This window comes from Janthinobacterium rivuli (assembly GCF_029690045.1).
Taxonomy (GTDB): Bacteria; Pseudomonadota; Gammaproteobacteria; order Burkholderiales; family Burkholderiaceae_D; genus Janthinobacterium; species Janthinobacterium rivuli.
Map to the genome: position 1 here is coordinate 2,746,205 of NZ_CP121464.1, position 14,614 is coordinate 2,760,818.

General features: G+C 64.7%; 13 protein-coding genes. 9 read left to right on the top strand and 4 right to left on the bottom strand.

Features of this window, described 5'->3' with window-relative positions:
- Positions 1 to 34 precede the first annotated feature (34 nt).
- From P9875_RS12660 to P9875_RS12680, 5 genes are all read left to right on the top strand, one after another.
- On the top strand, positions 35 to 1,177 hold the full coding sequence (locus P9875_RS12660) for a dienelactone hydrolase family protein (protein WP_278318579.1): 1,143 nt from the start codon (positions 35 to 37) through the stop codon (positions 1,175 to 1,177).
- 111 nt (positions 1,178 to 1,288) lie between these two features.
- Positions 1,289 to 2,770 carry an NYN domain-containing protein gene (locus tag P9875_RS12665; RefSeq protein WP_278318580.1) on the top strand — a complete coding sequence of 494 codons (1,482 nt, stop codon included), beginning with the start codon at positions 1,289 to 1,291 and terminating at the stop codon, positions 2,768 to 2,770.
- 101 nt (positions 2,771 to 2,871) lie between these two features.
- Positions 2,872 to 3,489 carry a PAQR family membrane homeostasis protein TrhA gene (gene trhA / locus P9875_RS12670; RefSeq protein WP_219311379.1) on the top strand — a complete coding sequence of 206 codons (618 nt, stop codon included), beginning with the start codon at positions 2,872 to 2,874 and terminating at the stop codon, positions 3,487 to 3,489.
- Between the two features lie 91 nt (positions 3,490 to 3,580).
- The gene (locus P9875_RS12675) at positions 3,581 to 4,462 is read left to right on the top strand and encodes a LysR family transcriptional regulator (protein WP_035817724.1); all 882 of its coding nucleotides are present in this window, start codon (positions 3,581 to 3,583) and stop codon (positions 4,460 to 4,462) included.
- A gap of 23 nt (positions 4,463 to 4,485) precedes the next feature.
- Entirely contained in the window at positions 4,486 to 4,719 is a 234-nt protein-coding gene (locus P9875_RS12680) for a hypothetical protein (protein ID WP_099402405.1), read from the top strand.
- On the opposite strand, the gene P9875_RS12685 is transcribed toward P9875_RS12680, so the two are convergent.
- Positions 4,709 to 7,588: a bifunctional diguanylate cyclase/phosphodiesterase gene (locus tag P9875_RS12685; RefSeq protein WP_278318581.1), complete on the bottom strand. Its 2,880-nt coding sequence runs from the start codon at positions 7,586 to 7,588 to the stop codon at positions 4,709 to 4,711. The two genes, P9875_RS12680 and P9875_RS12685, sit on opposite strands and share 11 nt — an antisense overlap.
- Before the next feature lie 154 nt (positions 7,589 to 7,742).
- Positions 7,743 to 8,519: a transferase spermidine synthase gene (locus P9875_RS12690; protein ID WP_219311373.1), complete on the bottom strand. Its 777-nt coding sequence runs from the start codon at positions 8,517 to 8,519 to the stop codon at positions 7,743 to 7,745.
- A 165-nt stretch (positions 8,520 to 8,684) separates the two neighbouring features.
- On the opposite strand from P9875_RS12690, the gene P9875_RS12695 reads away from it, so the two are divergent.
- Together P9875_RS12695 and P9875_RS12700 are read left to right on the top strand one after the other, a co-directional pair.
- Positions 8,685 to 8,960, top strand: a complete 276-nt coding sequence (locus P9875_RS12695) for a hypothetical protein (protein ID WP_035826809.1) — start codon at positions 8,685 to 8,687, stop codon at positions 8,958 to 8,960.
- A 37-nt stretch (positions 8,961 to 8,997) separates the two neighbouring features.
- Complete coding sequence (locus tag P9875_RS12700; RefSeq protein WP_278318582.1) at positions 8,998 to 10,149, top strand: GGDEF domain-containing protein; 1,152 nt, start codon at positions 8,998 to 9,000, stop codon at positions 10,147 to 10,149.
- Between the two features lie 3 nt (positions 10,150 to 10,152).
- Here P9875_RS12700 and P9875_RS12705 read toward each other — a convergent pair whose 3' ends face one another.
- Positions 10,153 to 11,121, bottom strand: coding sequence for an IS1595 family transposase (locus P9875_RS12705; protein WP_035817735.1), 969 nt, complete (start codon positions 11,119 to 11,121; stop codon positions 10,153 to 10,155).
- A 106-nt stretch (positions 11,122 to 11,227) separates the two neighbouring features.
- Entirely contained in the window at positions 11,228 to 11,566 is a 339-nt protein-coding gene (locus P9875_RS12710) for a hypothetical protein (RefSeq protein ID WP_152598643.1), read from the bottom strand.
- 295 nt (positions 11,567 to 11,861) lie between these two features.
- Between P9875_RS12710 and P9875_RS12715 the strand changes: the two genes are divergently transcribed.
- Both P9875_RS12715 and P9875_RS12720 read left to right on the top strand, forming a co-directional pair.
- Positions 11,862 to 12,944, top strand: coding sequence for a calcium:proton antiporter (locus tag P9875_RS12715; protein ID WP_278318583.1), 1,083 nt, complete (start codon positions 11,862 to 11,864; stop codon positions 12,942 to 12,944).
- Positions 12,945 to 13,108: 164 nt separating this feature from the next.
- Positions 13,109 to 14,566: a Ppx/GppA phosphatase family protein gene (locus P9875_RS12720; RefSeq protein WP_176388314.1), complete on the top strand. Its 1,458-nt coding sequence runs from the start codon at positions 13,109 to 13,111 to the stop codon at positions 14,564 to 14,566.
- Positions 14,567 to 14,614 lie beyond the last annotated feature (48 nt).

Sequence of the window (14,614 nt, forward strand, 5' to 3'; positions counted from 1 at the left end):
CATTTTTCACCTGCTTCGCCCTCTCTTCCCGGGTTTGCTGCTCAGTCTGCTTTGCCTGCCCCTGAAAGCCCAGCTTGTTCCCACGCCGTTGCCGCTTGATGCGCGCCTGAACGAGCAAGTCATCATGCTGCCGGCCGGCGACGGCTTGCGCGAGACGCTGGAAACGACGGTGTTCCGTCCTGCCGGCCCCGGTCCGTTTCCTTTGCTGCTGATGAATCATGGCAAACAGGCCGGCCCGGCCCGGTTGCAGCAGCGCGAGCGCTTTATCTATATGGCCACCGAATTCGTGCGCCGCGGCTATGCGGTGATGCTGCCCATGCGCGCCGGCTTTGCCCGCTCCACGGGCGCCTACCGCGATTTCGGCTGCGACATGCTGGGCAACGCCCAGGGCCAGGCGCGCGACATGCTCGCCGCGCTCGCGTACGCGCGCCGCCAGAGCTGGGTCGACCCGCAGCGCATCGTCGTCGCGGGCCAGTCGTATGGCGGCATGGCGGCGCTGGCGCTGGCCACCCGGGTGGTGCCCGGCGTGCGCGGCGTGCTCAATTTTTCCGGCGGGCTGCGCGTCGACATGCCCGGCTGCGACTGGCAAGCGGCGCTGGCCAAGTCCTTCGCCACGATGGGCGCTTACAACCATATCCCCAGCCTGTGGCTGTATGGCGCCAACGACTCGTATTTCGGGCCGGCCCTGGCGCGGCGCCTGTTTCGCTCGTTTACGGGATCCGGCGGGCAGGCGCAACTGGTCGCCTATGGCCCGTTCAAGCGCGACGCCCACCTGACCCTGGGCAGCCGCGATGGCGTGGCCGTGTGGCTACCCGCCACCGAGCGCTTCCTGCAGAAAATCGGCATGCCGGTGCGCCAGGTCTACCGCGTGGCCGATGCTTCATCGCCGCCGGCCACGCATTTCGCGCCGCAGGACGATATCGCCGCCGTGCCCTACCTGGAAGAGCAGGGCCGCGCCGCTTACCGCGATTTTCTGGAGAAAACCGCGCCGCGCGCCTTTGCCCTGTCGGCCAGCGGCGCCTGGGGCTGGGCCGAGGAGGGCGAAAGCCCCGATGTGCGCGCGCTCGCTTCGTGCCAGCGGCGCAGCAGCGTGCCGTGCCAGCTGTATTCGGTCGATGAAAGCGTCGTTTGGCCCGTTGCCGGCGCCAGCGCGAGCGCCGCCGGCGGTGCGCAATAGGCTGCCGCGCACGATAGTTGTCGCCGAAACGGGGGATGGGCGAATATACTAGGCGAAAAGGGAGGCGTTGCGCTTCCCGTCCGCCCTTATCATCAGCGAGAATTCACCCTTATGGCGTCATCCCCAGAAAACCTCAGCATGGCCGTGTTTTGCGACTTCGAGAACGTCGCGCTCGGCGTGCGAGATGCAAATTACGAAAAATTCGATATCAAGCCCATCCTCGAACGCTTGCTGCTCAAGGGCAGCATCGTTGTCAAGAAGGCATATTGCGACTGGGACCGCTATAAAAGTTTCAAGGGCACCATGCATGAGGCGAACTTCGAACTGATCGAAATTCCCCACGTACGCCAGTCCGGCAAGAATTCGGCCGACATCCGCCTCGTGGTCGATGCGCTGGACTTGTGCTACACCAAGGCCCACGTCAACACCTTCGTCATCATCAGCGGCGATTCCGACTTTTCGCCGCTGGTGTCGAAACTGCGCGAAAACGCCAAGCAGGTGATCGGCGTGGGCGTCAAGCAGTCGACCTCCGACCTGCTGGTGGCCAACTGCGACGAATTCATTTTCTACGATGACCTGGTGCGCGAAAGCCGCCGTACGGCCGCCAAGCGCGATGCGCGCGAAACCCCGGCCGCCAAGCGTTCGCCGGACGAAGAAGTGCGCCGCAAGGAAAAATATGAGTCGCGCAAGACGGAAGCGATCGAGATGGCCGTTGCCACCTTCGATGCGCTGGTGTCCGAACGTGGCGACAGCGGCAAGATCTGGGCCTCGATGCTGAAAGAAGCGATCAAGCGCCGCAAGCCCGACTTCAGCGAGTCGTACTATGGTTTCCGCACCTTCGGCAACCTGCTGGAAGAAGCGCAGACGCGCGGCTTGCTGGAATTTGGCCGCGATGAAAAATCGGGCGCCTACGTCTACCGCAGCAGCGGCCTGGTGCCTTTCGCCGCGCCAGTAAATGGCGAAGTCGCCAGCGTAGCCATCGTCACCGGCGAGTCCGGCGTGGCGGCGGAAGAGGGCAATCAGCGCGATGGTGGCAGCCGCCGCGATTCGCGCCGCAATGGCCGTGGCGGCCGCAAACAGAACGAGCAGCGCCGCGGCGAGTCCGCGCCACAGGCTTTCGTGCCGGTGGCCGACGCGGAAACAGACGTCGTCGAGCCGTACGCGCCGGCGCCGCAGCCGGAGGTACAGCACGAGGTAGCCGAAGCCGCCGCCGAGGTGGTGGCTGAAGAAGGCAACGTCAAGCGCGGTTCGCGCCGCAATGGCCGCGGCGGCCGCAAGAATGGCGATGGCGCCCGCGAAGCGCGCGCCGAAGTCGTCGAAGTCGAGGTGGCGCCGGTTGTCGAAGCCATGCCTGAACCTGTACCTGAGCCGGTAGTGGAAGCGAAGCCGAAGGCCAAGCCGCGCACGCCGGCCCACAAGGCGGCAGCGGCGAAGAAGCCGGCCAAGAAGGCGGCTGAGGCGGTAGTGGAAGCTGCACCTGTGATTGAGCCTGCTCCGGTCGAAGTGGCTGTCGTGGCCGAAGACAAGCCAGCCAAGGCGCCGCGCAAAACGCCGGCACGCCGTCCTGCACGCAAGAAGGCGGAAGCGGCTTGATTGAACCCCCGAAAGCAAGGGCTGGGGTCGGACGGGGACGCCAAGTCCCGGCGGGTCTGACCCCGGATGTCTGCTGCGTTCCGGTACGTTCGGCTTAAGCCATGTACCACGGCGAACGCTTCAACAGCATTTCCCATGTGGTGGGCGCCGCGCTGGCGGCCATCGGCGGCGTCATCCTGATCGTCGTGGCGGCCCGCACGGGCGACCCGTGGAAAATCGTCAGCTGCAGCGTGTATGCGGCCATGCTGCTCACGCTGTACCTGACATCCACCCTGTACCACAGCGTGCGCGGCAAGGCCAAGGCCGTGCTGCAGCGGCTCGACCACTGCGCCATCTACCTGCTCATCGCGGGAACCTACACGCCCTTCATGCTGGTGACCCTGCGCGGGCCGTGGGGCTGGTCGCTGTTCGGCGTCGTCTGGGGCCTGGCCCTGTTTGGCATCGTGCAGGAGTATGTGTACGCGAAAGGCGCGCGCATCCTGTCGCTGGTGATATACGTGGCCATGGGCTGGCTGATCGTCATCGGCATCAAGCCGCTCTTGGCGGCGCTCGAGTGGAACGGCTTCCTGTGGCTGGTGGCGGGCGGCCTGTGCTACACGGGCGGCATCGCTTTCTATGCCACCGACCACAAACTGCGCCATGGCCACGGCATCTGGCACCTGTTCGTGCTGGCCGGCAGTAGCTGTCATTTTATCGCCATTTTGTTCTACGTTGCCTGACGTTGGCTGCCGCCTTCACTGTTGCCGCTATTCCATTATAATGGCGCGATATGTGAAATTAGCGCAACAATGCGGCAACAATAAGGCAACAATGGATATCAATTCGGACGACCTGAAAATCTTCGTCACCGTCATCGACAGCGGCACCCTGAGCGCGGCCGCCGTGCACCTGGGGCAAACCACCTCGGGCGTCAGCCGGGCCCTGTCGCGCCTGGAAGACAAGCTGGCCACCTCGCTCTTGACGCGTACCACGCGGCGCATGGAGCTGACGGAAGAGGGGCAGCTGTTCCTGGACAAGGCGCGCGCCATTCTCGCGTCGATGGAAGACGTGGAGGAATCGATCCGCATCCGCCGCCAGAAACCGGCCGGACGCCTGTCCGTCGACGCCGCCTCGCCCTTCATGCTCCATTGCGTGGTGCCCCACGTTGCGGAATTTCGCGCCATGTACCCGGACATCCGCCTGGAGCTGACCAGCAACGACCAGATCGCCGACCTGCTCGAGCACCGCACCGACATCGCCATCCGCATCGGCGCCCTGGTCGATTCGACCCTGCATGCGCGCCCGCTCAGTGCCAGTCCGCTGCACGTGCTGGCCACGCCCGCCTACCTGGCGCGCCACGGCGAACCGGCCACGCCGGAAGCGCTGTCCGGCCATGCGCTGCTGGGCTTTGCGCAATATGAACTGGGGAATAACTGGCCGCTGCGCCACGAAGCGGGCAACAGCCTGCAGATCGTGCCCGCGCTGGCCGCCTCCAGCGGCGAAACCCTGCGCCAGCTGGCCCTGCACGACCAGGGCATCGTCTGCCTGTCCGACTTCATGACGAAGGACGACATCGCCGCCGGCCGGCTGGTGCAGGTGCTGCAGCCGTTCTATACGGGCTACCGGCAGCAGATCCACGCCGTCTACTACCGCAATACGCAGCTGGCGCAGCGCATCAGCTGCTTCCTCGAATTCCTGCAACAGAAGCTGTAAGGCCGGGCATGAAGGAGAAGAGCATGGAGTGCCCCACCTGCGGCGAATATGGCGACCTGCTGCATGCGACCATCCGCAAAACGGGGCAACAGGTGATCGTTTGCTCGGAGTGCGATCTGTTGTGGACGCATCCGCAACAGGATATCGACCCGGCCCGCGCATCGGATGTGGCGTCGTTTTTGGCGCAGGCGGGCATTGAGCCCGATTGGCAGGAGCTGCAACTGGGCGCCAGGGTGCCGCCGCCGGCTACTGTGTGACGGGCGTTTCTTCCGCCCGCAGCAGCGCTTCCACTTCATGCGCGGGCAGCGGCCGGCTGAAGTAAAAACCTTGTGCTTCGTCGCAGCCATGGCGGCGCAGGTAATCGAGCTGCTCCGCCGTTTCCACGCCTTCGGCCACCACGCGCAGTTTCAGATTGTGCGCCAGGGCGATGATGGAGACGACGATGGCCGCGTCGTCCGCGTCGCGCGCCACGTCGCCGACGAAACTGCGGTCGATCTTCAGCACGTCGATGGGGAAGGTGCGCAGGTAGGCAAAGCTGGAATAGCCGGTGCCGAAGTCGTCGATCGACAGCTGCACCCCCAGCGCCTTCATGTCGTGCAGCTGACTGACGGCCAGCGCCACGTCGTGCATGAACAGGCTTTCCGTCAGTTCCAGCTCCAGGCAGGCGGGCGGCAGGCCCGTTTCCTGCAGCACTTCCGCAATCGAGGCCACCAGGTTCGGCTCGTTGAACTGGCGCGCCGACAGGTTCACGGCCAGGCGCAAGGTGTCGAGTCCCGCCGCATGCCAGCGCTTCACCTGCGCGCACGCTTCGCGCATGACCCAGGCGCCGATCGGCACGATCAGGCCCGTGTCTTCGGCCAGCGCGATGAAGCGCTGCGGCGCCACCATGCCCAGGTCAGGATGCTGCCAGCGCAGCAGCGCTTCCACGCCGACGATGCGTCCGCTGGCCAGGTCCACCTGCGGCTGGTAATGCAGCACGAACTGCTCGCGTTCGAGCGCGTTGCGCAGCGCCGTCTCGATGCGCAGGCGCTCCAGCGTGGCCTGGTTCATGGCCGTCGTGTAGAACTTGATGTTGTTGCGGCCCTGTTTCTTGGCGCAGTACATGGCGATGTCGGCCTGCTCGATCAGGTTTTGCGTCTCGCCATTCAGGGTCACGTCGCCGGGCGCGTCGTAGCGCGACATGTCGTACACGGCCACGCCGATGCTGCAGGTGACGAAAAATTCCTTGCCGTCCAATAGTACGGGCTGGGCCACGGCATCCATCACGCGCTGCACGATGGCGCCGCTAAGCACTTCGTCCGCCTGTTCGCACAGGATGGCGACGAATTCATCGCCCGACAGGCGCGCCACCGTATCGCTCTCGCGCAGGCTGGCCTGTAATCGCGTGGCGATGGTTTTCAGCAGCAGGTCGCCGGCCTTGTGTCCGAGGCTGTCGTTGACGAACTTGAAGCGGTCGAGGTCGATCAACAGCACCCACAAGGCGCGGTTCTTGCGGCGCGACAGAGCCATCGCCTGCGCCAGGCGGTCGCGCAGCAGGGCGCGGTTGGGTAAACCCGTCAGCACGTCGTGGTGGGCGATGTGCTGGATTTGCTGTTCGGCCAGCTTGCGTTCCGTGATTTCGGAGCCCGTGCCCCGGTAGCCGCGAAATTCACCGAGCTCGTTGAACAGCGGTTCGCCATTGATGCTGAACCAGCGCAGCTGGCCGTCGCGGTCCTGCATCGCATATTCGAGGTTGGAAAAGGGCAGGTGCGCTTCCAGGTTGGCGATATGCTGCTTGCCCCAGCGCGAATTGCGCATCTCCGCGTTGTTGTCCCAGCGCGTCATGCCGATGAAGCGTTCCAGCGGCATGTTCGACTTGTCCGTGAAACCGCTGGTGATGTGGGTGAAGCAGAAATGGGCGTCCTGTTCCCAGTACCAGTCCGAGGACAGGGCCAGCAGGCGGCGGAAGCGCTTTTCGCTTTCCTGCAAGGCGCGCTCCGTGCGCTGGCGCGCCCGCACGTCGGCGCTGAGCAGCTCGTTGCTGCGCTTGAGGTCGGCCGTGCGCTGCTCCACCAGCAGCTGCACGCGGCGCGAGCGCTGTGTCAGCGACTGCACGAAGGCGGCCGTCAGCAAGCTGAACAGCAAGCCCGTGATCAGGGTAAACAATGAGCCCAGGTGGTCGGCCAGGAAGGGGCGCGGATGGGCCACCACGCGCACGTGCCAGGGCCGGCCGGCGGAGGTGAAGGCCCGGTCATAATGGTTGTGGTAGGCAAAGTGCAGCCAGCGCGGGAGGGACTCCCAGGCGCCGCCCGGCTCGTCGACGGGCGCCTGGCCGTGGCGGAAGATCAATTGACGCGGGTCGGCGCCGGCGTCGGCGTAGACACTCAGTTCAAGCTGGGAGTCGCCCAGCAGGTCGGCGCCGGCAAGGATTTTCTGCACCAGTTCCCCGGCGCGCACGATGACGGCCGTATCGCCGATCAGCGCCGCGCGCCGCTGCGCTATCGTTTGCAGGGGCACGCCGTGGCGGTACACGGGACGCACGATGACGAAGCCCCGTTGCGGCCCTTGCGCCAGGGCCAGCAGACCGGTGGCGGTGGTCTGGCCGCTGATGATCGCCTGTTCCAGCGCGCGCGCCAGCACCCCGCTCGGGCTGACGTTCAGGCCGAAGGCGGGGCCGTTGCCCTGCAAGGGTTCGAGGTAATCGACCACCAGGTAGCTGGCGCGCGTGGTGGCGGGCACGACGACGCCATCGCGCATTTCCGTCATGGCGTAGCCGGGCACGATGCGCCGCAGTTCGGCCTCGAATGCAGGGCGCTGCGCATGCGGCACGATGCGGTGGAAATTGAAGGCCTGGATGAAGGGGTGGCGCTGCAGCAGCGGCGTGGTGAAGTCGTGGAATTGTTCGCGCGTGACGGGCACGACGGCGGCAAACAGCTGGTTCGTCGTGGTCAGCACCTCGACCGCGTCGTCGAGCCCCTGCTCGATGGCGGCCACCCTGGCGCCGGCGCGCTGCTGCAGGCTCAGGCCCATCTTGTCGTATTCGAGCTGGCTGATGGCGGCAAACAGCACGGCCGTCACGCTGACGCCGCAGGCAAAGGTCAGCGCGGCCGCGGCGGAAATCGACAATGGCAGGCGGCCACGCAGCATGGTTTTTCCTATCTCACTTCATGGACACATGGGTTCGGCGGCGCCTGCCGGCCCCACGCAGGCCGTAGTTTGTCATAAACCACTTCCATCATGCGAATTTTGCACCAAATCACTGCTAATAAGCAACAACATCTATGACCGGAGAAGTCGACTTTCAGTCGTTGCCCGCGCCTGACTGGCGGCGCAGGCGCCATAACTGCCATGCCGGCAGCCATCGGTTCAGGAAAGACAGGCCGGCCATCCGGCGCCAGCGCACCAGGCGCACCATGCGCATGGCGCGGCCGTCGGCGTCCTGGCCCGGCTCGGGCTTGGCGGCAAAGACGATGCGGTTATTGCCGGCGATGCCGTCGAAGTGGCACACGGCGCCGCGGAAAGTCAGCATCAGGCGCGCCAGCATGGCGGGATAGTGCTCGTCATAGCTGAACAGGTTGGCCACCAGTACGCCGCCGGGCAGCAGCGCGCGCAGGCAGTCCGCATAGAAGCGCGCGCTGCCCAGGGCCGGCGGCAAGCCCGTCTCGTCGTAGCCGTCGAGCAGCAGCACGTCGGCGCAGCCCGGATGCTGGCGGATATAGCTGACGGCGTCCGTCTCGATGACGCGCAGGCGCGCATCGTCGGGCGGCAGCATGAACTGCTCGCGCAGGGCGATCACGTCGGCGCGCAATTCCAGCACCGTAATGCGCGTGTCGGGCAGGTGGCGGTGGCAGAATTTCAGCAGCGAACCGCCGCCCAGGCCCACCATCAGGATGTGCCGTGGGCGCGGCACGAACAGGGTAAAGCACATCATGGCACGCGCATAGCGCAGCAGCAGATGGTCGGGGCGCGACAGCAGCATTTCGCTCTGGATCATGCCGGGCTGGAATTCCAGGCGGCGCCGGTCGCCACAGGTATGCACCTGCGGGGCAGGCGGGGTGGTGCTTCTGTTTTCCGGCATGGGACGACTTCGCTGAGTGGACTGGGGGAGATGCTTTGTTGCATTCAGAGAAATCTGATAAGCTCCCGTGAGCATACCCGATTAATCCGCGCCGAGCATGCGTATATGTATATGCATACGGCGCGCGGCGGCACGGCTGCGCAGTCGGGCACCATGGAGGCAAGCATGTTTTTGGATCACCCCATCATTACGGCGACGAACAGTTTTACGGAGCCTGACCGCATCGAGCGGCTGACGCGCGTGTACGGCTATGCGGCGGCGCTGGCCGACCAGGCCGGCAATGTCGGTTTCATTGAAAAAGTGGCGCAAATCCACGACCACAAGGGCACCCTCATCGTCTTCTGGCATGAAGTTCCCAGCGAAGTGGAAAAGCAGTATTTCGTGCAGGCCTGGGCCAGCAAGGTCGGCGACGGCAGTACCAATGTCGAGCACGAAATCTGAGCGGGCGTGCCGCGCCTGCGCGGCGACGGCGTAGCCCATGGATATCAAGACCCTGGTACTGGCCCTGGCGCTTGGCAACCTGAGCCTGTGCGCGGCCCTGTTCTTCTTCGAGTACGAGCGCAAGAAGTCGCTCAGCATGTCCACCTGGGCGGTGGCCAAGCAATGCCAGGCCGTGGCCTGGTGTCTGCTGTATTTCCGCGGCGTGCTGCCCGATTCCCTCTCCATCTTGCTGGGCAACAGCCTGCTGTTTGCCGGCATGGCGCTGGACGCGGGCGCACTGTGGCAGGCGGCCGGGCGCAGCAGCTGGCGCCGCTATGTCTTGCCGGCGCTGGGTGTGTCGGTGGGGCTGTTTGCCGCCTGTTATCTGTTCGACGTGGCGCCGCTGCTGCGCAGCGCCGGCGGTTCGCTGATCGTCGCCGGCTTCTTCCTCGCCGGCGTGGCCGCGCTGTGCCTGAAATGGCGCGAGGCGAGCATGCTGCGCCGCTTCCTCGTCGTCAGCATGGGTCTGCTGTCCTTGCTGATCGCCGCGCGCGGCGTGCTGGCCGCCACGATCCCGGCTTTTGACGCGGAGCTGCTGCAGCTGGCCGGCTTCGGCGCCCTGTACCTGATGATGCTGACGAACGCTTTCGGCTATTTGCTGCTGTCGCGTGAAAAACTGGGCGGCGAGCTGGCGCGCCTGGAGGTGCTCGACGCGGCCACGGGCGTGCCGAACCGGCGCGGCTTTTACCAGGCGCTGGCGCCGTGGATGGCGCTGGCGCGCCGGCCTGGCTTGCCCACGGCGCTGGTGGTGCTCAATATCGACCACTTCAAACGAGTCAACGACAGCTATGGCCATCCGGTCGGTGATGCGGTGCTGAAAACCATCGTCGACACCTGCCGCCAGCAGTTGCGCGACAGCGACCTGATGGGCCGCCTGGGCGGCGCCGAGTTCGCCATCCAGCTGCCGCGCACGACCTTGGCCGATGCGCTGATGGTGGCCGAGCGCATCCGCGCCGCCGTCGAAGTGCTGCCCGTCAAGACGGAACGGGCCGTGCTGCAACTGACGGCCAGCCTGGGCGTGACCACCATCCGCGCCGAAGACAGCACCGTCAGCCTGTTCAAGCGGGCCGACGAAGCGCTGCAATCGGCCAAGCAGGCGGGCCGCAACAGGGTCGTCGAGGCGCAAGCTGCGAGCACCCTCGATATTTAAAGGCTATGTCACCGTCAAATGTGGGAATGCGCCCAGCGTTACTTTCAATAACGTTTCCGGTGAACGGATGCGCCTGGCGTCGAGGATCCAGCGCCAGCCCAGGTAGTTCGGCAGGTAGCGCGTCGCCACGCCATGAAACGGACCCAGCCATTGCCGCAAACGGCTGTGATAGGCATTGACGTTCTGCACATGGGCGGCGCCCTGCACGCGGATGCCGGCGCGCAAGTTGACGGCCTGGTGGCTGATGCCCGCTTCCCTCGCAAAGGCCCGGTAGGCGGCATGGCCATCGGTCACCAGCAGCACGTCCTTGTCGATGACAGGCAACAAGCAATGATGCAGCTGCGCTTTCGTCAACGCCCCTTTTCCCGTGACAAAATCGAGCGTCTGCCCCGTGCGGTCGCGTGCCACCAGGATGCAGACCTGTTCATTGGAAATGCCGCGCTTGTGGGCATGGCCGCCCCGGTGGCGCGCTGGACGCGTCATGTTTCTGGATCCCTTTTCCGATTCCAGCAGATATAACTCGTCGGCTTCGGCGATGCCGTGCAGACCATGCGGTCTGTCCGTCTTTGCCAACGACAAAAACCGGTGGCGCCAGCGGAACGTCGTGTTGCGGTGTACGCCCAGCTGTAACGCCGCCTTGCGCACGGAATCCGATGCCAGCAGGCAATCGGTGTAGTCGAGCCACAAGGTTTTATGGCGCAAGCGGGCCAACGGCGTGCCGGTGAGTGCATTGAAGGTGCGACCGCAGGGCACGCAGCGGTAGCGCTGCAGGCCGTGCGCATGGCCGTGCCGGTGCAAGTGCACCGAGTGGCAGGCGGGACAGGCCAATCGCAACTGCGCCACACTTTCCAGCAGCGCGACGGTCGCGTCGTGTGGAGAGTTACCTCGCAGCAGGGCAATGCCCGCCTGCCGCTGGCGCTGGCTCAAATGAGCAAACTGCGCGATAAAACTGATCCATTCGGCTGGCAGCATGATCTTCTGCTCCCTGTGAGGTGAGTATGCAGAGTCAGACAGCACGGCCACAGGAAGATTCCGACATTTCCCTACTTGCCGATGACAGAGCCATATTTAAATCGGATTATTTCTTGCGCGAGCCCAGCCAGCTCGGTTCCTTGCCGCATTCCTTGGGCAGGAACAGGGCATCGAGGCCCGGATCGCAGCGCCGGTCAGGCGCCTTCATCGGCTCGACGGTCAGCCATTCGCTCTTGGGCAGTATCTTTTCTTCGCGTGGCGCGACGGGCGGCGCGGGCGGCAGGCTGTCTTGCCAGCGTGACTCCGCGGCAGGCGCGGGCGGGGTGGCCCAGTTCGCGTCAACCTGCGCTTCGGGCGCTGGCGGCGTGTCCGCATGAGCGGCGGCGCACAGCAAGCTGCTGGCGAAGATGAGCGTGCGCATGGCTGTGCTGTTTATTGAAATCATGGTCTGTCCTTGGTCGGTGCCGCGAGGGCTGGCTCTGCATTATGACGCCAGCCGGAAGCAAAAACACAAGAAAATTGCAACGGCATGTTACCAAAGGGACTATAGTTACTAGTAGCAAGCAGGTGCACTGCAGCAAGGTGATTGAAAGGTGAGCGCGGCGCGGGGCGCCGACACCCGAGCATGTGCATTCCCTAACTTTCATTTAAGCTAGGCAAGTTATGCTATGGCATGCACGCCAGGCTGTCCTTTGCCGTTCGCACCGCAGTTCCCCTTTTTTACTCTTGCCAGGCCCATAATGAAAATGCTCAAATCCCTGCCTGTATGGCCGCTTGCCGCCCCGATTGCCGGTTGGCTGTTCCTGTTCGGTTCCACCTTCAATCTTGGCGGCACCTACCAGATACTGCTGGTGGCTGGCCTGATCGGCAGCGTGCTGGCCGCCGTGTACCACGCGGAAGTGGTGGCCCACCGAATCGGCGAACCGTATGGCACCCTGGTGCTGGCGCTGGCCGTGACCCTGATCGAGGTGGCGCTGATCGTCTCGCTGATGCTGGCCGGCGGACCGGAAACGACGGGCCTGGCGCGCGACACCGTGTTTGCCGCCATCATGATCATTTTGAACGGCATCGTCGGCATCTGCCTGTTGCTGGGCGCCGGGCGCCATCGCGAGCAGACCTTCGGCCTGCTGGGCGTGAGCGCGTCGCTGGCCACCCTGGCGGCGATTGCCGTTCTGACCCTGGTGCTGCCGAACTACACCTCGAGCGCCGCCGGTCCTTTCTACAATTCCAGCCAGCTGATTTTCATCGCCGTGATCTCGCTGGTCCTGTATGGCACCTTCGTGCTGGTGCAGACGGTGCGCCACCGCGACTACTTCCTGCCCAAGGAAGCCGTCGGTGATGAAGAGGTGCATGCGGCGCCGCCCACGCCCACGGTCGCCTGGGTCAGCGCCGGCGCGCTGCTCGTGTGCCTGGGCGCAGTGGTGCTGCTGGCCAAGTCGCTGGCGCCCGCGCTGGAGACGGCGATTGCCGCCATGGGCGCGCCGAAAACCCTGGTCGGCATCGTCATCGCCGCCATCGTGCTGCTGCCCGAAGGCCTGGCCGCCGTGCGCGCCGCGCGTGCGAACCGTCTGCAAACGAGCCTGAACCTGGCGCTCGGTTCCGCGCTGGCCAGCATCGGCCTGACGATACCCGCCGTGGTGGTGGTGTCGCTGGCCACGGGCCTGACGATCACGCTGGGACTCGACATCAAGTCGACGGTGCTGTTGCTGCTGTCGCTGATGGTGGCCACCCTGTCGCTGGGCACGGGACGCACCACGGTCATGCAGGGCACGGTGCACCTGGTGATTTTTGCGGTTTATTTATTCACCACCATCGTGCCGTAAACGTCGCCGCTGCGCGACTTCTTGTCACAATCCTGTCACGCCGCTGTCATACGATGGGGGTAGTGTGGTAGGATTTTTAAATCGTTTAAATGATTTATATAGTTTAGCAACTGAGTTTGCCAACTTTTTCAGTTGGCATTGCAATGACAAGACAAGAGGCCAGTATGTATGCAGCGGTGGACCTGGGGTCCAACAGTTTTCGTTTACACGTCGGCAAGCATGATGGCGACACGATCCGCGTGGTCAAGAGCGTGCGCGACCCGATACGCCTGGCCGCCGGTCTGGACGCCAATGGCGACCTGACCGAAGCGGCCATGCAGGGCGCGCTGGCTTGTTTGCAGCGCTTTCGCGCCATCCTCGCCGGCTTTGAGCTCGATGCCGTGCGCGTGGTGGCCACGTCGGCCATGCGCGTGGCGCGCAACGGCGCCGTCTTCCTGCCGCTGGCCGAGCAAGCCATCGGCCATCCGATCGAGATCATCTCGGGCGAGGAAGAGGGGCGCCTGATCTACATGGGCGTGGCCAATGCGCTGGCCATACCCGGCGAACGCCGGCTGGTGATGGACATCGGCGGCGGCTCGACCGAACTGATACTGGGGCGCGGCAACGATATCGAGCGGGTGGAGTCGTTCAGCCTGGGCACCGTCAAGCAAAGCCTGTCGTTCTTCATCGGCGGACGCATCGACGCGCCGTCGTTCGAGGCGGCCATTTTGTCCGCGCGCAGCCACTTCGAGGATGCGGCGCCGCCGTATCATCCGCAGCACTGGAAGACGGCCTACGGCTCTTCCGGCACCATCCGCACCATCGCCGACATCATCGCCCGCAACAAGCTCGGTGATGGCTTGCTCACGAGCGTCAGCCTCGACGCGCTGGCGCGCCGCTTCATCGAACTCGGTCACACCAGCCGCATCGACATGCCCGGTTTGCGTCCCGACCGCGCCAGCACCATCGTCGGCGGCCTGGCCATCTTGATCGGCCTGTTCCGCGAACTGGCCATTCCCGCCATGACGCCGATCGAGGCGGGTTTGCGCATGGGCGTGATGTGGGATTTGTACCTGCGCTCGACCAAGCGCGACCGCCGCGAGCAGTCGGTGCAGGGCTGCATGGAGAAATTTCATATCGACCAGCAGCGCGCCGGCCGGGTGGCCGAGCAGGCGCTGGCCATGTATGCGCAGCTCAAGCCCACCTCCGACGCCCTGGTGAAATGCCTGCGCTGGAGCAGCCTGCTGCACGAAGTGGGCCTGGCCGTGTCGCAGACGGGCTACCACAAGCATGCCTCCTACATCGTGGAAAACGCCGACTTGCCCGGTTTTACCACGCGCGAACAGAAGACCATGAGCCGCTTGATCCTGGCGCAGAAGGGCAACTTGCGCAAGATCGGCGAAGTGCTGTCCGACCCCGATTTTGCCAAGGCCGTGCTGGCCCTGCGCCTGTCGATCCTGCTCATGCATGCGCGCATCGAAGCCGATTTCAGCGAACTGCGCCTGCGCATGAAGAGCCGCATCGAGCTCGATATCAAGCGCGGCTGGGTGGCGCACCATCCTACCGTGTCGTTCTGGATCGAGAAGGAGCAGGAATTCTGGGACGAGGTGGGAGTCGATTTCACCATCCGCGCCAGCGCATAGTGGGTCATTGCGCCATGCCGTGCGCATGGCTTGATGTGCAGCAAGCAA